This window comes from Hoylesella nanceiensis DSM 19126 = JCM 15639 (genome assembly GCF_000379965.1).
GTDB lineage: Bacteria > Bacteroidota > Bacteroidia > Bacteroidales > Bacteroidaceae > Prevotella > Prevotella nanceiensis.
The window spans coordinates 89,123-110,694 of the sequence record NZ_KB904328.1; the positions used below are offsets into that span (position 1 = coordinate 89,123).

Sequence of the window (21,572 nt, forward strand, 5' to 3'; positions counted from 1 at the left end):
TCTACTCGTTTCTTTATTGGTTTAGTCTTTATTCTTAATCAATCCGATTAAAGATTAAATGCTTTTTTAATGCGTTCTACTTCGTCTAACTTCTCCCAAGTAAAGAGTTCTACTTCAACTTCACGTGTAGGATGATAATGACTCGTAAACACTTTGGTTACAACCTCATTCTTTCTACCCATGTGTCCGTATGCTGCTGTCTCTAAATACATAGGCTGACGTAGTTTTAAACGACGCTCAATAGCTTTCGGACGCAAGTCGAATAGTTCCTCAATCTTACGTGCAATCTCGCTATCCGACATCGAAACGTTGCTTCTTCCGTATGTATCTACATACACATTAACAGGCTTTGCCACTCCAATAGCATAGCTCACCTGAACCAACATCTCGTCTGCAACACCCGCAGCAACCATGTTTTTAGCGATATGTCGTGTGGCATAAGCAGCCGAACGGTCTACTTTACTTGAGTCTTTACCGCTGAATGCGCCTCCACCATGAGCACCTTTACCACCAAAAGTGTCTACAATTATCTTGCGACCAGTTAGTCCTGTGTCTCCATGAGGACCGCCAATAACGAACTTTCCTGTTGGGTTTACAAAGTACTTGATATCATCATTGAACAAAGCAAGAACCTTATCTCCACACAGTGCCTTTACTCTTGGAATAAGGATGTTGATTACATCAGCCTTAATCTTAGCCAACATTGCTTCGTCATTGCTATCAAATTCATCGTGTTGAGTGCTCACTACGATTGTATCAATGCGTTGTGGAATATGATTTTCATCGTATTCTATGGTCACTTGGCTCTTTGAATCGGGGCGAAGATAACGCATTTCTTTACCTTCTCTGCGTATGTTTGCAAGCTCAGTCATCAACAAATGCGCTAAATCTAACGACACAGGCATATAGTTTTCGGTTTCGTTTGTAGCGTAACCGAACATCATTCCTTGGTCACCAGCACCTTGTTCATCTTCGTTTCCGTTATCAACTCCACGGTTGATGTCGGCACTTTGTTCGTGAATAGCAGAAAGAATACCACACGAGTTACCATCAAATTGATATTCACTCTTAGTATAACCAATCTTATTAATGGTCTTTCTTGTTATTGTTTGTATATCGATATAAGCCTCAGAGCTAACCTCTCCCATTACAACTGCTTGTCCTGTGGTTACAAAAGACTCAATTGCACAGCGTGATTTGTCATCATATGCGAGGAATTGATCAAGCAAAGCGTCTGATATTTGGTCTGCTACTTTATCTGGATGTCCTTCCGAAACAGATTCGGATGTAAATAAATATGACATATATTACTATTTTTTATTGTTATGTTTACAGTCTACAAAGGTAGTAATTTTTTTGCATTTAAGTTGCATTTTATGCTTTCTTATTCTCTAAGCCACATTAACTTATAAGCCTTTAACACAACTTATAACATTGTGCTAAAGGCTTATTATCTTGTAAATTGTATATTCTTTGGTGGGTCACCCACTATATTTATAGGCTCCCAACAAAGCCATTACTTCATCAAAGTCTTCACCATTGCTTCTACTTTGCTCACTTCTACAGTTGCAAGAAGTACCTTTCCGTCTTTATCCAACAAGTAAAGCGAAGGAATCCACTGCACTCCGAAGACCTTTGCAACGGCACTTTCCTTCATTTTCTTTAGCTCACTCACGTGCACTTCGTTAATAGGTGCGCCGTTTCTGTTGATATATTTCACCCAAGCCTCTTTGTCAATGTCGAACGACACTGCAACAACTGTCAGGTCTTTACCTTGATATTCTTTTGCAATAGCCTCTACATTGGGACTTATTCTGCGACAATCAGGACACCAAGAAGCCCAAAAGTCGATCAATACATACTTGCCTTTAAAATCTGATAACTGCACTTTTTTACCTTCAGGAGTAGGTAATTCGAAATTAGGAGCTTGTGTTCCCACTTTCAATAGCGATTGTGCATACAATGAATCTAAATCTTCTGCCATAGCATTTGTTGTTAATCCGAGGAGCATAAGAACTCCCATTATTAGTTTTTTCATCATTTTTCGTGTTCTTTTATTATGTTTAATGACTGATTACAATAATCTATCACAGCAGGACGATGCGTGATAAAGATAATTGTTTTTGTTTGATTTTCGAGAATATTATGTAATAATTGTCGTTCAGTATCAGGGTCTAAGGCACTTGTAGCCTCATCGAATATCATGATAGAACGATCTCTTAGCAAAGCACGAGCAATGCAAATGCGTTGCGCTTGACCCTCACTTAGTCCTCCACCCTGCTCTGTTACCACCGTTTCGAGGCCCTCTGGCAGTTCAAACACAAACTGAGCGCAACTCAAAGTCAATGCATTCTCCATCTCTTCCATTGTTGCAAAAGGGTTACCCAATAGCAAGTTCTCTTTAATTGTACCGCTCATTAAAGTGTTTCCCTGTGGAACATAAGAGATGTTGGCACGCATTAGCGGGGTTATGGTTTTGGTTTTATGCTTATCATATAAGCTAACCGACCCTTCAGTAGGCTCTATCAATGCCAAAAGCATACGTATAAGCGTTGTTTTTCCTGCACCCGTTTCTCCCAATATGGCTGTACATGAGCCTGGATAAAAGTCGAATGACAGCTGATTGATCACCTTTCGGTCTGGTTCATCATCGTAAGCGTAGCTGATATTGTTGAGCTTTATACCGCAAGGAGCATCGAAATACTCAGCTTTTCCTTGTTTTTCAAGTGGATCTTCCTCTAATTCCATCAAGCGTTCTGCCGCTGTTAGCACCTCAACAAAGGCTGGAACGAGCTTTGTTAAACTACGAGCTGGACTCTGAATGCGGTTCACTAACTGCAAGAAAGCCACCATACCACCAAACGACAAACTATGATCTATCATGCGAACTGCCGCCCATAAGAAGGCAAGAAGATAGCCTAAGCTGAATCCTAAGCTAAGAATTAGATTCGAGAACACGCTAAACACGGTTCTTCTCATCACTCTTTGGCGCAACGTGTGTTGTGTACTCTCGAGGCGATTCACCATTTGATCGATGCTTTCGAGGGTCTTAATCAACATTCGATGCTGTATTGTTTCTTGCAAAATGCTTTGCACTTTGCTATCTGAACTGCGCACTTGAGCCGTAAAATGGCGCATTCTGCCCATATATAGCTTACTTAAAACAATGAAAACAGGTATCATTGCCACAATAAGTAGGGCAAGTGTGGCATCCATCATCATCAAATAGAGGAACGCTCCGATAAACATTGCCAAGAAAGAGACCGTACTGGGCAGTGTTTCGGTTAAGAAACTCACCACCGTTCGCACGTCTATTTCGAGTCGATTCAATATATCTCCTGAATGAAACTGCCCCTTTCCGTGCCACTGCGAGCGCAAAATGCGGTCTAACATCTGCTGTTGCATGCGGTTTTGAGCCTTTATTCCAAGGACATTACTAATCCATATCGAGGCGATGTTCAATCCAAATCCAATGAGAATGAGCAGTCCCATAAACGCAACCGACCAATAGATAGAGCCTTTTACGCTTCCTGCTGCCACATCAATAGCATGCTGAACCGCCCAAATTTGCATCAAACTATTTACCACCGACAGCACACCTACAAGCACATTGAGCAAGGCTTGCAAACGATTTCCCTGCCAAATGCTCCATAACCACGCCACTACCACTTTCACAGAGTAGCGTGCTTGCTGTCTATTAAATAGTTCTTTTATTTTCATTGAATATCTTTATTTGCGTTGATCTTTACCCCAATTCATCTTATCTTTCAACACATCGAAGTAGTGTTTGTTGTATCTTCGAACAATGTTCACCGTATAAGGGGCTTTAGATATTATCACTTCGGTAGTGTCTTGCAATGCTTTACTGTTGCCATCTATCGCAACTAAGTAGTTATGCGAACGAGAATAAACTTTTAAATGCACCTTCGAACGATCGGAAATAATCATAGGTCGAACGCTAAGACTATGCGGAGCAACTGCAGTTAAGCAGAATACTGAGGCCACTGGATCGATAATCGGACCGCCATTCGATAGGCTATAAGCCGTACTTCCTGTGGGAGTTGAAACAATTAAACCATCGGATTGATAGGTAATTAAATGTTCATCGTCTACAAAAGTATCGATACTAATCATCGAAGCCATATCTCTTTTCAACAAAGCCACTTCGTTCAAGGCATAGGAATGCATGTTGAGCTCTTCGCCTACGGTCTTTATCTCTAATGCTGAGTGCCTTTCTACGGTGTAAGTGCCTGCATAAATGCTGTCGATTACTTCAGAAATATAAGACGGAAGGGTATCTGCTAAGAAGCCCAAACGCCCTGTATTGATACCAATAATGGGCACTTCACGTTCCAATACCTTACTTGCGGTGCGCAACAACGTACCGTCGCCACCAATAGACACCACAAAATGGGGCGTTACATCTAAGTCTTTGAACGACGTAAGCGCATAATTGTGCTTGCCAAGTGTCTTATTTACAAAAGCCAAATAAGCCTCTTCAACCAACACGTGGGCACCTTTTTCGTGCAAACAGCTAAACAACTGATGCAAAAAATCACTGTCGGCAGACTGATAAACGCTTCCAAAAAGCGCAAATGTTAATGGTGTTTGTGGCATTATTGCAGATGTTTTTACTTTTTTTCTTCACTTCTTTTGCTACACAAGAAATTGTTTTCACTATCTTTGCATAGCATTTGCATATTGCAAAAGTACAAGTTTTATTTATAATACTTCATTAATATGACTACAAAAGTTTATCTTTTCCTTGCCGATGGCTTCGAAACTATAGAAGCATTAGCCGTTGTTGACATTCTACGTCGTGGTGGAATTGAGGTGAAAACTGTTAGTATTATGGGCAGAGAGCTTGTTGAAAGTGCACAAAAGGTGACGGTTAAAGCCGACGAACTATTCGAAAACGTCGACCTAAACGATGCATCTTTGTTACTTCTTCCTGGCGGTTTACCTGGTGCAAACTATCTAAACGAGCACGAAGGATTGCGCAAAGCTATTTTAAAACACAACGAAGAAGGAAAGAAATTGGGTGCTATTTGCGCTGCTCCAATGGTGTTTGGCTCGCTCAACCTATTGAATAACAGAAAGGCAACATGCTATCCTGGCTTTGAAAAGCATTTAACTGGAGCACAATACACTGGCGATTTTGTTACAATAGATGGCAACATCATCACTGCCAAGGGTGCAGCTGCATCGCTTGAATATGCTTATTGCCTATTAGAATGGCTCACCAATGCAGAAAAAGCCAACGAAATTAAGAGCGGAATGCTTTATAATGAACAATAAATTAGTAACAATATAAATTTAAGAACATGTTTGTTTTAGTAATTAAATACGAAAAAAGTATTGAAGAAGTAGATGCTGTTTTAGCAGAACACCGTGCTTATTTGCAAGAGAAATATGAGAGTGGACATATGATTGCATCTGGAAGTCAGGTGCCAAGAACAGGTGGTTTGATTATATGTAACGCCGCTTCACGTGCTGAAGTAGACGAGATTATTGCCAACGATCCATTCTATAAAAAGGGAATTGCATCGTATAACGTCATCGAGTTTAACCCTGTTTTAAACAGCGTTGATAACTTTATAAAAGCACTCGGAAAGTAATTCTAAACGAAGAACTTTCTCTTTGAGATTTAAAAGCTATGCTATTACAACCTAATAGCATAGCTTTTTTCATATAAAAACATTGATATTGCAAGCCGAAAGCATTGCTTTTGCAAGGCAAGAGCTACAAAGGCGATGAACAAAGGCTTTCCACTTAAAAGAGAAGCGACCGACAAATGTGCCTCAACACATCATCGGTCGCTTTCTTATTCTATTCTCGGAAAATCATTTTCCGCATCAAATCATCTTACGATAACATCTTTTTCACTCGCTTTTGCAGCAACATATAGTGCGCTTTCAAGTCGGTATTCTTAGTGGTTGCAATGCGTTTCTTAAGCAGTTCGTTCAACTTCTGAGCATAAAACAACAGATATTCTGACGAACGCCCAATGGTTGTGCCCCACATTGGCTCTGGTTCTCCATAGCCATTTCCAAACCCTAACAATGCTTTTTCAACATCATTACTTTGAAGGTTGTGCACATTTCCCACCTGTTTCACATCGTTCACGCCCGAAAGCAGATAGTCTACATAAAGACGTTGCATCGACAAATCAGCCACAGAGAGCTGTTCGTTGCCTTCGATGGTTTTGCCAAACACGTCGTTATACACGTCTTCGCAATACTCAAGGGGTGAATATGAGGTTGAATCGAGATAGTATGAAAGACCTAACTTCGATGTTGCTATCATGGCAAGTGACTGCACATCACGAGCCATTACTTTGAATGGGCGGTTAGAACCAAATGCCAATTTGCGCTCAATAGTGTCATTTCCCATCTCACCAAAGGTGCGAGCTTGTTTCAAAAGCCATAGAGCTGACTCACGTTGTTGCTGCTTTGGCACCACTTTATAGCGTGGAAGACCCGACGATTCGCTTGTTTGATAAAGATAAATACCTGGCACATTGACATAAACATGGCGCACATAGCTAAACGCTTGCGACAATATTTCGTTATACAATTCGCCCTTTCGCTTGGTATCCTCATTGTCTGGAATCCACTTATCGAGGTTCTTTAAAATCACATTGAGGTTCTTCATGCCATAAGTTCCAGCCTGAACGGGGTTGTTAGTCAAGTCTTCTTCAATGGCAGAAGGGTCGTATCGTGTACTGGTTTGTTGCAATCCGTAACGATAGAAGGGGTCGCCTTGGTGCTTGTCTACAAACTTTTGCAATTCAAGTGATTCTTTCTTGTAGCCCATTTGATTGGGGAAATACTTGTAACCCCATTCAATTGCATAGTAATCATACACGCCTAAGTAGGGCGGTGTGAGCTTCACTCCTTTGTCTTGTGGCTGTGCTACATAGTTAAAACGTGCATAGTCCATGATAGAAGCAGTGGTTCCGTATTGCTGAGTGAATGAAACAGAGCGCAAAGAGTCGGTAGGAATGGCAGCCGAAGCAGCCATATTGTGCATCAATCCCAATGTGTGTCCAACCTCATGAGCAATGATATACTCTAAAGTTTCAGACACAATGTCGTCGGGCATGCGTGCAACTCGAGCACGAGGGTCTATCTGTGAGGTTTGAACAAAACGCCAATCGTCTATCGTATTCACCACATCATTATACACAAGTACGGTTGCATTGATGATTTCTCCAGTGCGTGGGTCGGTCCAAGAGGGTCCCATTGCGTTCTCAACATCGGTTGGAAGATATCTAATACATGAGTATTTAAAATCATCTGGATCGAAATTTGGATCGTTAGTTGGGAAGTCTTGCACCTGAATTACATTCTTAAAGCCAATCTTTTCGAAAGCCTTGTTCCAACGAAGAATACCATTTTTAATGGCATTTTTCCACAATGTGGGGAACGTATTCTCGATATAATAAACAATTGGCTTTGTGGGTTCGGTGAGCTTTCCTGCAAAATAGGCTGCAGTGTCTTTGGGTTCAATTCGCCAACGCTTAACAAATGTAGCTTTTTCTACCTTTCCATTGGTTACAACATCTTTATTAATGAGGAAATAACCGATGCGAGTGTCGCTCAAACGAGGGGTCATTTGGTCTTGAGGGAGCAAGGCAAAGTTGAAGTTTACACCAATAGTTACGGGATAATTGTTAATGGCACTGGAGCCACTTCTGCCCGAAAGACTAATGATATAATTACGTTCCATCTTTACACAAGCATTCTCTTCAAAGGCTTTAACGGCTGTAATGCGGGTTAAGTTCTCTTTTAATGAAGAGTTAACGGTGTAAGATCCAACGTTTTTTGCAATGATTGGGAAGAACCGATCCTCTTTAAGTAGAAACGAAGAAGCATCGAACACCACTGTATTTTGTTTGGTGTTGCGCACCTTTACGGGGAAAGTAAAGAAGTCTAAGTTATCATAATTGAGCTTAGAAGCTTGTTCGGCGTTCTTGTCATGCTTATCAAAAAACAAGTCGGTGTTCACTACTTGCATCACCACACTACTGTCTTTTTCAACAAAACGAACATGCACTAAGTTCGAATTCTTAAAGCCTAAGTCCCCTAATTTGGGGTTAGATACCGATGAAATAGTGGCTCCTACGAGCATATCTCTGCCCATAGAGCTTTTGGGAAGCTCTATAAACACTTTGCTATCGAGGGTATGAAGGGTCATGAAAGTGCTGCTACTCGAAACTCGTTTGTTTCCTGTTAGAAAACGTTCGTAGGCATCTTTCTTCTCTGTTTTATTCTCTTGCTTCTTCTTTTTCTTGAAAAGAAATCCTGCTTGTACCTCATTTACCGACAAACCGATAAACAACACGAGCCCGAATGCACGCAAGAGCTGTGTAATTGTTAACGACTTATTTATCATTTACCGTCCTCCAAAGCTTTATTTACACGGAACAAGAGCATTTGATAGTGCGACTTTGCATCGTCTGAAAGCTTCGCCTTTAAGCAATTTTCAAGTAAAGGCTTTAGCTGAAGCAATGAACTATAAAAGTAAAGTGCCGAGTTATCAATAAGAGCTGCATCGATAGTTGGAGCTAATGATGCGTTGGGGTCGCCATAACCATAATCGTTTGATAGGTTGATAGCGGTGTTGCTCTCTTTCAATGCCGCTGGACCATTGCTACCACTCTTATTCGCTTTGTCTACAATTGACAGCGAATAGGTGAGATAAGTGCGTTGAAGTACTCGCTCTTCTTGTGTAGGTGCAATGCCTTTCATGGCACTTTGGAAGATACTATTATACAAATCGGCAAAGTATTCCTTTTGAGTATAACTGTTAGGGTCGAGATGTGAAGCTACAGCAACACGTGTTCTGGCTCCCATAAGGTCGTAGCCTATGAACTCAAGGAGCTGATCATAATAGCTAATAGACATAAATCCACGTTTCTCGAAGTCTTTATTTGCATAGCTCTTAAAACGCTTTGCTTGTGCAAGACACCACAGAAGTGATTCACGTTGCTTTGCTTTTGGCACCACTTGGTAGCGTGGAACACCTGATGTTTGCTTCATATCGTTAAGATATATACCTCCTACATTGCTCATTGTATGCTTGAAATAAGCGTAATGTTGTTGTGCTATGGCAAGATAGAGCTTTTCTTTTATACGGCTATCTTCATCGTTCTTCACCCAATTATATAGGTTCTTCTCAACAATTTGCAAGTTCTTTATACCTTCGTTTCCTGCCTTTATAGGGTCGTTTCCTATCGAACCTTCTTGCACTCGTGGATCCCATCGCTGCGATTGGGTGCGATAATAGTGCATAGCAGGATTCTTAACACGTTGATCTACCAATGCTTCTAACTGCTTAGTTTCGCTCTCTACGCTCACTTTTTCAGGGTCGAAATAACGATAGTTCCATTCTATTGCATGGTAATCGTATGCACCTAAGTCTTTAGGAGCTAACAAAACGCCTTTATCTTGTGGCTGTGCTACATAGTTAAAGTGTGCATCGTCCATAATAGAAGCACTCAAACCGTTTGCCTGTGTGAATGCTGCATTACGCAAGTTGTCGACTGAATAAGCCCAAGAAGCACCAAGATTATCTAACAATCCCAATGTATGTCCAATCTCTCTTGCTACAAGATAAGACAAACCTTCAGCAAACTTGTTAGCTGGAAGCTCATTAGAACGCACCGAAGCATCGCTTGCACTGGTTCCAATAAAACGCCATTTGTGAAGCAAGTCGCCCACATTACTATAGATAAAAAGCGATGCATTGAGGATCTCTCCATTAGCAGGATTCACCCAAATGTTGCTTGTTGGCATTTCAGATCCATTGAGAACGTAGCGTATGCACGAGTAATTTGAGTTCTCAGGGTCGAACTTTGGGTCATCAGTTGGAAAGTCTACAACCTCTAAAACATCTTTATATCCAATCTTTTCAAAGGCCTTATTCCACAAAAGAACGCCTTTCTTAATAGGCTCTTTCCATGCTTCTGGGAAGGTGTTATCAAGATAAAAGCGGATAGGTTGTACGGGTTTACTGCCCTTTCCATCGCTATATGCCTTCTTATTAGCAGGCACTAAGTTCCAACGATGAGCCAAATAAGTGAGTCTACTCTTTGCTATCTCGTTAGAAAAGGTGATTTTTGACGATGAAGCTACACCCACTCTCGAATCGGCTATGCGTGCTCTCATCTTGTCGTTAGGCATCAATGTTAAGCTATAAGTTACGCCAACGGTTGTTGGAATGTCGCTTGCTATGGGCAAAGACATCAGTGTTGCGGTTACAGAATAATTGAAATCTGCATTGACAATGATATTCTTATCGAAGCTTTTTATGGCTCTAATATAAGACATTTCGCTTTTAGGTGACGACTTAATAACGAAGTCTCCCGACTTACTTGGCATCACTTGTAATAGCGAATTGGGCTTACCTAAAAGGCTTGTAGCATCGTATACCACCGCAGTTGAATCGTTATTGTATGCTTCTATCTTAAATCCTGTGAGTATAGGGTCACGATAACTCAAGCTAAAAGCATCTTTTAACTCATTCGATTCCTTTCCATTATTATACAAAACAGTGTTTGGTGTTTTCATAACCACACTGCTATCTTGTATGTCGAAGTAGAAATATAGAGGGTTAGAGTTCTTCATTCCGACCGCAACATAAGTGGGATCGGTAGATGAAGACACTGCTCCACTGAGCAACATTTGCTGCTTTAGATATTTAAGTGGAAGCTCTAAATACAGCTTTCCATCGGTTTTATGGAGCGTAATGAATTTACTTGCAGCCGTATCTCTTTTCTTATCCTTAAAGAGTTTATCATACTTCGTTTCTTTCTTCTCTTTCTTTGGTTTGTCTGAAGTACTCTTATCGTCTGCAATTGCAGTTGCGCAAAAACATGATAAGACTAAAGTTAGTCCTATCATGTTCTTTCTTTGTTTTTCAAATATCATTGTTTTATCTTTTATTCTCTATAGGTAATTCCTTTAATCTTACCCGTAATATTCTTCTTTTCCCATAGAAGTTTACGGTTATTGAGGTCATAACAATAAATACTTCCTTGCAATGTTGCACCCGCATCGTTTGTTGCTACATACAACTTGCTTTCACTTGAATTGATATATAGGTCGACTATTGTTTCTGAACTACCTCCAAATGTGGTTAAAGCACTGGTTGGGAAGTTTCCATCTGAAAGGACATTATAAGCGTAAAGCTTATTTCCATTGGTGTAATACATCAAGTTCTTGGTACTTGCTGTGCGTACAATAGAACCTGTTTGTATTCCTGTTGCGCTCGACATTTCGCCTTTATACTTCACACTTGCAGGTATTGAGACAAGTCTTTTGTTAGTTGTATAGAAGCCAGGGTGTATGTGATAGAAGGTAAACTTATTGCTTGTGGGGTTGTAAGTCACGATTGCAATGGTGCGTTCCTTATCAACTGAACCCATTCCAACAAGCTTTTCGCCCGTGAAAGTGCCTGCAAGCAACTCAGTTGGAACCTTAGTACTTTGCACATTCTGTCCTATTAAAGAGCCATTAGCGTTATCAAACGCCACATAACCATGGATATAGCTCAAATCTTCTTGCTTCCAAGTAACTGTTCTGTCTGCAAATTCAACGCTATGTCCTAGAGATGACTCTATTTTGGTGGTCAAATTCACAAATGTAGTGTCTGATAATGTCAAGCGATATAGCTTTTTATCCACTACAAGTAGCTCAGACTTAGGATAACTCAACTTACTTTTTGCAACGTAAGAGATATCGCCTTGAGCCTTATTTGTTCTCGAAATAGTCATCAAATTAGCATTGATTTCGTATAGAGAAGAAGGGCTTCCTGCTGCTACATATATAAGAGGTGTAACATTATCACGTGCAATTGTGTTGTCGATAGCTTTGGGTTCGCCACTAAAGTCTACACCAGGATTGTTCTTTTCTAATACATCTAACGAGAAAGATTTACCCTGAACGCTATCTGGAAGATATGAAACAATGGTCTTTCCTTGATGTTGTGCCAAGATATAAAGACCCTCAACGTAAGAATAAAGCACGTCTAACGAGAATTCATAATATTGAATATCGTCGCCATTCGATACCTTTAATCTACATGGATACTTACCAAATTCAGAGCAAACATAATTCAAGTCTTTTGTAGTTGCAACCACTTTATGGTTCACTTCCCACTCATAACTCAAATCTTTTGCAGTGTTGGTTTGTTGCACTTGAGGTGCTATTTTCAGCGTATCCCATCGGTTTAGGGTGTAAGTCTTAGCCAAAGCGGTCTCTAAACTAATGCGAGAGCTGTTGCCAGAAGCAGTAGTTGAGTCGTCGGTTACACACGAACTTGCCATTAAAGCCACAAGAACGAATGCCAATAAATATTTTATCTTGAACATATATAATCTATCTTTATATTGTGTTATTGAATCGTTTTAAATACAAGAACTTCACTATACGTTCTCATCGGGATGCTGAGTGAAATAGTTAATCACTTCAACAACATGCATATAGAGTGCTCCTTGTAGGTTCGCATCATTCAAAGCTTTTTCAATTTCTTGTGGATCTCCATTGTAATAGCTCAACAAGCGAGTATATTTTGCTTTGGTATAGGTTCCTATTCCCCAATAACTTTCGAAGATATCCCAGAAGTCTGGGCGTAAAAGAAGGTTGTCGAAGGCAATGGTTACCTTGTTCTTTTGGGTGAATCTTGTACCTAAGTCTGAGTTAGAATCAATGCGCAAGACAAGTCGAATAGAGTCATTCTGGGTGCCAGATAAATTCTTTCGAAGCAGTTCAACAGGCACATAAGCAGTCATTGCGTTAGCAGGTATGCTGTAAACGCTCTTCAACGCAGTGAAATGCACACCCTCTTTTGCAGTACTTGTGCCATCAACCACCACCTTAAAGGTTTGCTCTTGGTCTTTGGTTTTACCTGCTAAAGTAACAGGAACATACACAGTGTGGGTTAAAGTATCAGCAACTTTCACGCCAAAAGAGTATGTGATAATAGAATCTGATGCTTCTTTAAAATTGAAATAAACTTGGTTCTCACTGTTATAAAAACCGTCTTTGCTATACTCTCCGTTATAGTCTATACCACTACATGCAGCGAGTGACATTATAATTGCAGTGATATTAGCTATCAATATGATATGTTTTGCCATATAATTACATTGCTTTTATTGTGTAATTGCTATCCTTTTATTTTTACTTATTACCAAACTCTAATTCCTTTTCTGGCCAAGGAAGAACAAAGATGGTTGATGATGGCTGGAAAGTTACCATGTTTCTATAATCGGTAAAGCTTCTATTAAAGTGCTTAAGAGCATAGAACACTTGACCTTCTCCAGGCATTTCACGCATTCTTTCACGCATAAGTTCTTTTTCAAAAGCCTCTTTACTGCTTGTTTTATTTGCGTTAACATCTTCCAAACCACGGCTATTACGCACGTCATTTAGATATTGCACTGCCTTAGTTGGATTGGTATCATAGTTAGCTTCTGCAAGAATATAATACATTTCTGGCAGTCTTATTAATGTAATACCTTTCAAAGGCGAGTTGGTAACCGCTGCAGTACTCTCGATAAAGCGTACAAACGAGAATGTTTTTCCAGAGCTAACGGCTGTCGCTTCACGATAATATGTGGTTAAACGAAGGTCGGTACTGGTTGCAGAAAGTGAGCTTTTATCGTACAAATCTTCAATATCTCGACGTGCTTCAGTGAAGTTTCCTCTACTTGTTGCATTTAAGAACATTTCTGAAATGTTAGAAGATAGCTTGTCGTTGTATAGTCCAAAGATCATTTCTCCATTGGCTGGATAACGCTTAACATCATCTAAACTCGACAATTTCTTTAGCTTAAAGTTGCTGGTTGCATCTAACACCTGTTGCGCATAGCGTGCTGCTTCGGTGTAATTGCCCATTGCATAGTATACACGAGCTTTGGTTGCAGCCACCGCATACTTGTTAAATAGCACGCCACGACCCTTTAAATAGTCGCTTGTTGGCGAGGTTTCTACATTCACAACAGTGTCGTTTGCGAGCAAAGTCTCTGCCTCATTGAGGTCTGCCAATATCGCTTCGTAAGTCTTATGCAATGTAAGTAGCTCCTTATTGTTAAGGTCGAAGGTGGTAGAATAAGGTATTCCACGAGTCGACGAGGTGCTTCTTGTATAGTCTTCAGCAAACAAACGAGCTACATCGAAGTGCAAAAAGGCTCTTAAACCCAAGCATTCGCCCTTCATATAGTCTAACTCTTTGCTCTTGATAGAGGTGCTGTTGATGTGTGCAATAATGTTATTAACATAACTAATGGTTTGATATTGCGACGCCCAAATGTTGTCTATAACATCTTTAACCTCTTTTCTTTTGTAGTCGTATTGCGTTGAATAATAACTAAGATTAGCGGCGTTGTCATATCCAAACATTTGTCCTAGGTTGTCAAGGAAGCCGTATGAGAGGGCTTCACCATACAAATTAGTTTGCGCCATACTACTATATGCACCATACATGGCATCTCTAAAGCCCTGAATGTCGCCGAACATCTTATCTTGTTCGAGTTGTCCTGCGGGCTGAATGTCGAGGAACTTGTCACAAGAAGTGAAAAGAACGCTTCCACATAGCAATAATGATGGTATATATTTGTTGAAAAATCTTTTCATAATAAATGCTTTTAGATGTTATAATGAGAAACGTGCTGAGAACTCAATACTGCGATCATAGGGGTAAGATAAACCTCTTTCACGCTTTGCAGTCGACCAATAAAACAGGTCATTAGCAATCATTTCTAAGTGTAAACGACGCAAACCAAACTTCTTTAGTTTTTCTGCTGGAACCTCATAAGCAAGCGACAAGCTACTAAGTGTGATGTAGTTGTTTGTCTGAATGAATCGAGATGTCTGCTGAGGAACGCTCGAATCGCTTATTTTTTTATACTTAGCGATGTCTCCAGGCTGCTTCCATCGATCGTTAAATACACGCTCATCGGCATTATATCGTGGATCACTTCCTTCTACTTTGGTTGCAAGTGTTTGGTTATAGATCGAACCTCCGAATGAATATCTAAACGAAGTACCTAAAGAGAACTGCTTATATGTTAAATAAGAGCTTAGCGAACCGATACCAAATGGAGTGCTATCGCCAAATATCACCTTATCGTTTGCATCGTAAGTCATAGTGTAACTACCGTCTCTCTTAATGAAAATTTCGTTACCAGTCACTGGATCTATACCCGCAGAAGGCACTACTTTGATAGCAGTTAACGATTGTCCTTCTTCATAAATGGGTAAAGGTACAATGCCACCTTTCTTCTGATTCTGCTCGTTTTGCTCCTTTAATGCATTACTAATCTTCTTAATTTTATTCTTATTGTATGAATAGTTCAAGCTAAGAGACCATTGCCAGTCTTTGTTTTGAATTGGAATTACTCTTGTTTGAAGCTCTACTCCGCTGTTTTCTACTTCACCAACGTTCTCCTTTGAGGTAAGAACTCCCACTGAAGGAGCCTTTGTTATATCGAGAAGAAGATTGTCGGTGTTCTTCACATACATATCAGCTGAGAAGTCTAAACGACCCTTAAACACTGTAATATCAACACCAATATTTTTACTTAGAGTGCGTTCCCATTTCAAGTTGGTGTTACCTATTGTCAAAGGAACAGCTCCAATGCCTTTACCATAATTCAAACTGTTACCATATGTATATGTGGTAAGCGCCTGATAAGGTTCGAATGAGATGTTACCTAAGTAACCAATACTTGCTCTAAGCTTTAATAATTGGAATGGAGAACCCTTCATAAACTGCTCATTATGAATGTTCCAACCTGTTCCCAAACTCCAGAATGGAGCGAAACGGGTATTCTTTCCGAACTTAGAAGAACCTTCATAACGATACACTACATCTAAGAAATAACGATTATCCCATATCGCATTGGCATTAACAAAGAAGCCAACGCCAGTGTATCTGCTATCTATTCCAGTTGGTTTACCTGTTCCATAGCTCGAAGCAAAGGTGGGATGAGCTAACTTATCGGTGTAATATCCAATGGTAGTGTATGTTGCTCCGTCGATACTTGACGACTCAATGCTGGCTCCTGCCATTGTTGTTAAGAACAACTTTTGTAGCAAGTAGGTGTTATACGACCCCATAATCTTACCTTGGTAGGTTGTGGTTGTGGTATAACCATCTTGCAATACGCCTCGTTTTGACACGTCACTTTGTGATGATATCTGTGCTGCTGCAAATGGAGAGGTGAACTTTTTGCTGTTATATTTAGACTTTTGGAATGAGAAGTCACCGTCAATACGGAATTTTTCATCGAACCAGAGTTGCACATTGGTTGTATTCATGAAGTCAAAGTTATCTCCTTCGCTGAAAGAACCTAACGAAGACTCATATAAAGGATTAGGAGTGTTGTAGTTCAAGAGCTTTCTTAAGCTACCATCGCTATCGTATGGGTTTTCATAAGGATTCTGTTTCACCCAATCAGAGAACTCTCCATAAGGCGAATTAGTTGATTTTACCGATGTAACGGTTGAGGTGTTTGAAACGAAGAACTTTCCTGGTAGATTGTAAGAGAGTTTAAAGTTGGTTGATAAACGCTCACGACCAGATCCTTTCATCACACCTGCATCGTTGCCATAACGCACACCTAAGTTATAACGAGAGTGCTCATCGCCTCCGTCTATGCTTAAACTATGCTGGTTAGAGATCGCATTACGCAATGGCTTTGCAATCCAATCGGTATTCACACCATCTTGAATTTCTCTATAAATACTTGCATAACGTTGTTGAAGTGCATATTGCTCTGTTGCGTCGTCTGATGAGTATAGACCTGCCAAACGCTCATATTCAAGCTTTTGCGAAGCGTTTAATAGCTTGTAATCGCTAAGATCTGGAGTAGAGAAACGTAGTGTTCCGCTATAGTTCAAACGCAACTTACCACCCTTTAGAGCCTTTGTTGTAATAACAATAACACCTGCAGAGGCCTTAGCACCATACAAAGCAGAAGCCGAAGCGTCCTTTAATACAGTGACACTTTCGATATCATTCATGTCCATATCATAGACATAGTCTACCTTTACTTGTGAACCATCGACCACAAAGACAGGCATATTGGCTTGACCTGTAAAGGTTGCACGACCTCGAATGTTGATATCTGCAAGCGTATTAGGGTCTGAACCTGCCACATCATTATCCAAAACAGACATACCAGGCACAAAGTTTGCAAGGCTCTTCAACACGTTCTTGGTTCCAACAGCCATCAAATCTTCTTTCTTTACAGATATTTGTGAACCCGTAAAGCTATTCTTATTCTTTGTACCATAACCCGTAACAACCACTTCACCCAATACATCTGCATCTTCATGCATCACAAAGTTGCCCGCAGTTCCGTTCTTAACGGTCTTTTCGAGCGGCTTATAACCAATGTAATTGAATGTTAGTTTAACGTCTTTCTTATCGGTTTCAATTTGATATTTTCCGTCCATATCGGTGATATATCCACCGTTGAAGCCTTCCATTCGGATAGTTACTCCTGGCAAAGGCTGACCGCTTGAATCGGTAATTTGACCATAAACGCCTTTACGTTTATCGCCAACATTCTTTTTAGTAACGGTCACTTGGTTACCATTGATGGTGTATCCACACGACACCAAATTAAGAACTTGTCCTAAAACACTGCGTACAGGTTCGTCTTTAGCATTGATGTTCACTTCGCCCAAAGCCTTTATTTGATCGGCATCGTAAACAAACTCTAAACCAGTTTGCTTGGTCACTTCGTCGAAGAACGTCACAAGAGGCACGTTTTTCATTGATAGCGACACTGTTTTCTTATCGTTTTCCTGAGCCAAGGCCACACTACTGAACACAGTATTAAATAGCAAGCTCAATAAGAAAAACGAGAACATACGTCGAATAACTTGTCTTTTCTTCATCTTATTTACTTTCTTGAAAAGGGTTTTTATTTCTCTTTTAATGGCAGGTTAACGACTAATCCTAAAAACAGATTAACCTTCCTAATACATTCTTTTTATCTTATTTCTTCTGAATTATCGATCCTGAATATTCTATTGCTGCTTCTTTTAATCTAAAGAAAAAATATTATTTAGCAAAAAACATTATTGCAAAAATACATAAAATAATAATAAACTCCAACTAAGAGTGCCCATTTTTCTTACTTTCCTTTATCATTTTCGCATTTTAGATGATATTTATCAATTAGCGAAGAACAAAATATAGCTTTCGTTTTCTTATCATCTTATATATTAATTAAGGTGATTTTATCTTTCTTTCATCTCCTTCTCTCCCCCACTCAAACTGCTTTTACAACATCGCTGCAACGACTTTACCAACAGGTGCATCGAAGTTACCAAACAAAAGCAATGCTTTCGCCTTCTAATTGCAATCCTTTTACTCTCTAATTACAATCCTTTTACACATCAATAGCATTGCTTTTGCCACACCACCTCACAACCCTTGTGAACAAAGGGCATAGCCAGTATATTGAGAAAGAATGGTTGAAACAGAACTATTGCCCACTATTTGTAGTAGAGGAGCAGAGTATAAATAATTTAAAGAATGCACTATTTTAATCAAAAAAAATACCTATATTTGTACCTATGCAATCTTTTAACTCAGCATTAAAGATGAGCTAATTACTCCATAAACGATATAAATTGAAGAAATGAACCGTAAATTAACCACTTGTTTCATTGCAACACTGATGTTTTTTGGCGTTTCAATGAAGGCGGAAAATAAGAAATTAAGACCAGTTGATTATGTAAATCCCTTCATAGGGACCACCAATTTTGGTACAACTAACCCCGGAGCAGTGATGCCTAACGGCTTAATGTCGGTCGTTCCCTTTAATGTTATGGGCTCAAACGATAACAAATACGACAAAGATGCACGCTGGTGGTCTACTCCTTACGAATATCATAACGTGTTTTTCACGGGCTTTTCGCACGTAAACTTAAGCGGTGTGGGTTGTCCCGACGTTGGTTCTCTTTTGCTAATGCCCACAACTGGCGAGCTAAATGTAGATTATAAGCAATACGGAAGCACCTATAAAAACGAGGTGGCACACCCTGGTTACTACTCTAACACGCTTACTAAATACGGCATCAAAACCGAAGTTACTGCCGACAAACGCAGCTCTATTGCTCGTTTTACCTTCCCTCAAGGTCAAAGTCACATCCTTTTAAACCTCGGAGAGGGCTTAACTAACGAGTCGGGAGCATTCATTCGCCGCATAAGCGATAACGAATTCGAGGGCATGAAGGTGTTAGGTACGTTCTGTTACAACCCTCAAGCGGTGTTTCCAATATACTTTTACATGAAAGTTAATAAGCAACCCAAACGCTCGGGCTATTGGAAAAAGCAACGATTGATGAGCGGTGTGGAAGCAGAATGGGACAAAGACAACGGAAAATACAAGCTATACACTGAGTATAAACGTGAGATTGCAGGCGACGACATTGGTGTTTTCATCGATTTCGATACCAAACAAAATGAAGAAGTTGAGGTATTGATGGGCGTTTCGTTTGTAAGTATGGAAAATGCACGCCTTAATGCAGAGAAAGAATTGGCTCAAACCACTTTCGATAGTTTACGTCTTAGAGCCGAAGAAGCGTGGAACAACGATTTATCTAAAATACTTGTAGAAGGCGGAAGCGAAGATCAAAAGACCGTTTTCTACACTGCTTTGTATCACACTCTTATCCATCCCAACATCTTACAAGATGTAAATGGACAATATCCAACCCTCGAACGTGGCGATATTGCATCGGTTTCAACTGGCGATAGATACACTGTTTTCTCGCTTTGGGACACTTATCGCAACGTACATCAACTTCTTACGCTCGTATATCCAGTGCGTCAGCAACACATGTTGCAGTCTATGTTGGCCATGTATGATGAACATGGCTGGCTACCTAAATGGGAATTGTATGGCAGAGAGACCTATACTATGGAAGGAGATCCATCTATTCCAGTGATAGTTGATAGTTGGTTGAAGGGCTTAAGGGGCTTCGATATCAACAAAGCCTATGAAGCTATGCGCAAAGGAGCCACTACTCCGGGACCACAAAACAAGCTTCGACCAGACAACGACGATTATATGAAGTTGGGATATGTGCCTCTTCGTGAGCAATACGATAACTCAGTGTCGCACGCTTTGGAGTATTATATCGCCGATAATGCACTTTCTCGCCTTGCAAAAGCATTGGGAAAGGACAGCGATGCTAAGCTTTTCTACAACCGTTCGTTAGGTTATAAGCACTATTACAGCAAAGAATACGGCACATTTAGGCCTATTTTGCCCTCAGGTAAGTTCTATTCGCCCTTCAATCCACTACAAGGTGAGAACTTTGAGCCTAATCCTGGCTTCCATGAAGGCAACGCTTGGAACTATACTTTCTATGTTCCACACGACATTAAGGGCTTAACTCAACTCATGGGAGGCAGCAAAGCGTTTGTAGATAAGTTGCAAATGGTGTTCGACAAGGGCTATTACGACCCTGCAAATGAGCCTGATATTGCTTATCCTCACTTGTTTTCATACTTCAAAGGCGAAGAGTGGAGAACCCAAAAGGAAATTAAACGCCTGCTCAACACATACTTTAAGAATGCTCCCGACGGCATTCCTGGCAACGATGATACAGGTACTATGTCGGCATGGGCAGTGTTTAACATGATTGGTTTCTATCCAGATTGCCCCGGAGAACCTGCTTATACGCTCACAACTCCAGTGTTCGATAAAGTCACTATCAAGCTTTCTAAAGAGCAATGGGGCACCGATCAGCTCGTTATTACAAGCAAACGAAGTGATAAAGAGGCTTATCGCATCAACAATATCACTGTAGGTGGAAAGCCATTTAAGAGCTATCGCATCTCGCATAAAGACCTTATCAATGCAAGAAATATTCACTTTGATGTGAAATAAAATAATCTCTAAGAATTTATTTGCATAATAATAAGCTTTGAGAAAAGCCCTATTTGTAGAAACTATTAGTAGTTTAATAAAGAAAATGATTACAAAAAGAGCGACAAAACGTGATGTTTCGTCGCTCTTTTATTATATATAAAATAGGTGTTATCAATTCTATTCGGTTTTCAACACCCTGTTCATAAACTCTTGTCTGTTTACAATAAAGCGCAAATGAGCACCTTCTGCAATGAGCTTTTCACCTTGAAAAGCCTCTAATTTAAATTGAAGTTTAATTCCATCTACCTTTTCAAGCGTTGCTTTCACAACCACTTCGGCACCTACGGGCGATGCTTTTAAGTGCTTCACCTCAATCATTCCACCCACAGTAGTTACCTCGTCCGACAGCAAGTCACGCACAGTTAGCATGGCAACATTCTCCATAAAGGCAATAAGAGCAGGCGTTGCGAGCACTTGCATGTCTCCCGATCCAACGCTTAAAGCAGTATGTTCGCCTTCAACGGTTATGGTAGTAGAATATTCTAATCCTTCTTTTATCATATTATTTCTTAGTTTTTGGTCTTGTAATTACAAAAATAACGATTAAAATTTAAATGGCAAAACAACCTCAAAACTATTATTAAAGATGATAACCAATCCGCCTTTT

The 21,572-nt window shown here is 40.1% G+C and carries 14 protein-coding genes; 3 read left to right on the top strand and 11 right to left on the bottom strand.

The genetic code is table 11. The features are described 5' to 3' along the window. Positions 1-47 precede the first annotated feature (47 nt). The 4 genes from metK to A3GM_RS0103495 form a co-directional block, all read right to left on the bottom strand. A complete protein-coding gene (metK, locus tag A3GM_RS0103480) occupies positions 48-1,304 on the bottom strand; it encodes a methionine adenosyltransferase (protein ID WP_018362001.1) in 1,257 nt (418 codons plus the stop codon). Positions 1,305-1,516: 212 nt separating this feature from the next. Next, the gene (locus A3GM_RS0103485; protein ID WP_018362002.1) at positions 1,517-2,041 is read right to left on the bottom strand and encodes a peroxiredoxin family protein; all 525 of its coding nucleotides are present in this window, start codon (positions 2,039-2,041) and stop codon (positions 1,517-1,519) included. Further along, positions 2,038-3,720: an ABC transporter ATP-binding protein gene (locus A3GM_RS0103490; protein ID WP_018362003.1), complete on the bottom strand. Its 1,683-nt coding sequence runs from the start codon at positions 3,718-3,720 to the stop codon at positions 2,038-2,040. Before A3GM_RS0103490 ends, A3GM_RS0103485 begins: the two co-directional genes overlap by 4 nt. 9 nt (positions 3,721-3,729) lie before the next feature. Next, complete coding sequence (locus A3GM_RS0103495) at positions 3,730-4,617, bottom strand: NAD kinase (protein WP_018362004.1); 888 nt, start codon at positions 4,615-4,617, stop codon at positions 3,730-3,732. A 123-nt stretch (positions 4,618-4,740) separates the two neighbouring features. Here A3GM_RS0103495 and A3GM_RS0103500 point away from each other — a divergent pair, with 123 nt between their 5' ends. Together A3GM_RS0103500 and A3GM_RS0103505 are read left to right on the top strand one after the other, a co-directional pair. Then, positions 4,741-5,298 carry a DJ-1 family glyoxalase III gene (locus tag A3GM_RS0103500; protein WP_018362005.1) on the top strand — a complete coding sequence of 186 codons (558 nt, stop codon included), beginning with the start codon at positions 4,741-4,743 and terminating at the stop codon, positions 5,296-5,298. Positions 5,299-5,324: 26 nt separating this feature from the next. Further along, a complete protein-coding gene (locus tag A3GM_RS0103505; protein ID WP_018362006.1) occupies positions 5,325-5,618 on the top strand; it encodes a YciI family protein in 294 nt (97 codons plus the stop codon). A 247-nt stretch (positions 5,619-5,865) separates the two neighbouring features. On the opposite strand, the gene A3GM_RS0103510 is transcribed toward A3GM_RS0103505, so the two are convergent. Genes A3GM_RS0103510 through A3GM_RS0103535 form a run of 6 tightly spaced genes read right to left on the bottom strand, consistent with a single transcriptional unit; the run spans position 5,866 to position 17,915 of the window. Beyond that, positions 5,866-8,397 (bottom strand): zinc-dependent metalloprotease, encoded by a 2,532-nt coding sequence (locus tag A3GM_RS0103510; RefSeq protein WP_018362007.1) that lies wholly within the window; start codon positions 8,395-8,397, stop codon positions 5,866-5,868. Further along, entirely contained in the window at positions 8,394-10,934 is a 2,541-nt protein-coding gene (locus A3GM_RS0103515; protein WP_018362008.1) for a zinc-dependent metalloprotease, read from the bottom strand. Before A3GM_RS0103515 ends, A3GM_RS0103510 begins: the two co-directional genes overlap by 4 nt. 11 nt (positions 10,935-10,945) lie before the next feature. Next, positions 10,946-12,376, bottom strand: a complete 1,431-nt coding sequence (locus A3GM_RS0103520; protein WP_018362009.1) for a PKD-like family lipoprotein — start codon at positions 12,374-12,376, stop codon at positions 10,946-10,948. A 54-nt stretch (positions 12,377-12,430) separates the two neighbouring features. Next, on the bottom strand, positions 12,431-13,144 hold the full coding sequence (locus tag A3GM_RS0103525; protein ID WP_018362010.1) for a DUF4843 domain-containing protein: 714 nt from the start codon (positions 13,142-13,144) through the stop codon (positions 12,431-12,433). A 43-nt stretch (positions 13,145-13,187) separates the two neighbouring features. Continuing rightward, positions 13,188-14,642 carry a RagB/SusD family nutrient uptake outer membrane protein gene (locus tag A3GM_RS0103530; RefSeq protein WP_018362011.1) on the bottom strand — a complete coding sequence of 485 codons (1,455 nt, stop codon included), beginning with the start codon at positions 14,640-14,642 and terminating at the stop codon, positions 13,188-13,190. Positions 14,643-14,660: 18 nt separating this feature from the next. Then, positions 14,661-17,915: a SusC/RagA family TonB-linked outer membrane protein gene (locus A3GM_RS0103535; RefSeq protein ID WP_018362012.1), complete on the bottom strand. Its 3,255-nt coding sequence runs from the start codon at positions 17,913-17,915 to the stop codon at positions 14,661-14,663. Between the two features lie 749 nt (positions 17,916-18,664). On the opposite strand from A3GM_RS0103535, the gene A3GM_RS0103540 reads away from it, so the two are divergent. Next, on the top strand, positions 18,665-20,923 hold the full coding sequence (locus tag A3GM_RS0103540) for a GH92 family glycosyl hydrolase (protein WP_018362013.1): 2,259 nt from the start codon (positions 18,665-18,667) through the stop codon (positions 20,921-20,923). Between the two features lie 159 nt (positions 20,924-21,082). On the opposite strand, the gene A3GM_RS0103545 is transcribed toward A3GM_RS0103540, so the two are convergent. Next, positions 21,083-21,466 carry a thioesterase family protein gene (locus tag A3GM_RS0103545; RefSeq protein ID WP_018362014.1) on the bottom strand — a complete coding sequence of 128 codons (384 nt, stop codon included), beginning with the start codon at positions 21,464-21,466 and terminating at the stop codon, positions 21,083-21,085. Positions 21,467-21,572: the final 106 nt, after the last annotated feature.

What these genes read in the sequence shown, in the direction of transcription:
- metK (WP_018362001.1), bottom strand. Translation starts at nt 1,304, where the DNA reads ATGTCATATTTATTTACATCCGAATCTGTTTCGGAAGGACATCCAGAT.
- A3GM_RS0103485 (WP_018362002.1), bottom strand. Translation starts at nt 2,041, where the DNA reads ATGATGAAAAAACTAATAATGGGAGTTCTTATGCTCCTCGGATTAACA.
- A3GM_RS0103490 (WP_018362003.1), bottom strand. Translation starts at nt 3,720, where the DNA reads ATGAAAATAAAAGAACTATTTAATAGACAGCAAGCACGCTACTCTGTG.
- A3GM_RS0103495 (WP_018362004.1), bottom strand. Translation starts at nt 4,617, where the DNA reads ATGCCACAAACACCATTAACATTTGCGCTTTTTGGAAGCGTTTATCAG.
- A3GM_RS0103500 (WP_018362005.1), top strand. Translation starts at nt 4,741, where the DNA reads ATGACTACAAAAGTTTATCTTTTCCTTGCCGATGGCTTCGAAACTATA.
- A3GM_RS0103505 (WP_018362006.1), top strand. Translation starts at nt 5,325, where the DNA reads ATGTTTGTTTTAGTAATTAAATACGAAAAAAGTATTGAAGAAGTAGAT.
- A3GM_RS0103510 (WP_018362007.1), bottom strand. Translation starts at nt 8,397, where the DNA reads ATGATAAATAAGTCGTTAACAATTACACAGCTCTTGCGTGCATTCGGG.
- A3GM_RS0103515 (WP_018362008.1), bottom strand. Translation starts at nt 10,934, where the DNA reads ATGATATTTGAAAAACAAAGAAAGAACATGATAGGACTAACTTTAGTC.
- A3GM_RS0103520 (WP_018362009.1), bottom strand. Translation starts at nt 12,376, where the DNA reads ATGTTCAAGATAAAATATTTATTGGCATTCGTTCTTGTGGCTTTAATG.
- A3GM_RS0103525 (WP_018362010.1), bottom strand. Translation starts at nt 13,144, where the DNA reads ATGGCAAAACATATCATATTGATAGCTAATATCACTGCAATTATAATG.
- A3GM_RS0103530 (WP_018362011.1), bottom strand. Translation starts at nt 14,642, where the DNA reads ATGAAAAGATTTTTCAACAAATATATACCATCATTATTGCTATGTGGA.
- A3GM_RS0103535 (WP_018362012.1), bottom strand. Translation starts at nt 17,915, where the DNA reads ATGAAGAAAAGACAAGTTATTCGACGTATGTTCTCGTTTTTCTTATTG.
- A3GM_RS0103540 (WP_018362013.1), top strand. Translation starts at nt 18,665, where the DNA reads ATGAACCGTAAATTAACCACTTGTTTCATTGCAACACTGATGTTTTTT.
- A3GM_RS0103545 (WP_018362014.1), bottom strand. Translation starts at nt 21,466, where the DNA reads ATGATAAAAGAAGGATTAGAATATTCTACTACCATAACCGTTGAAGGC.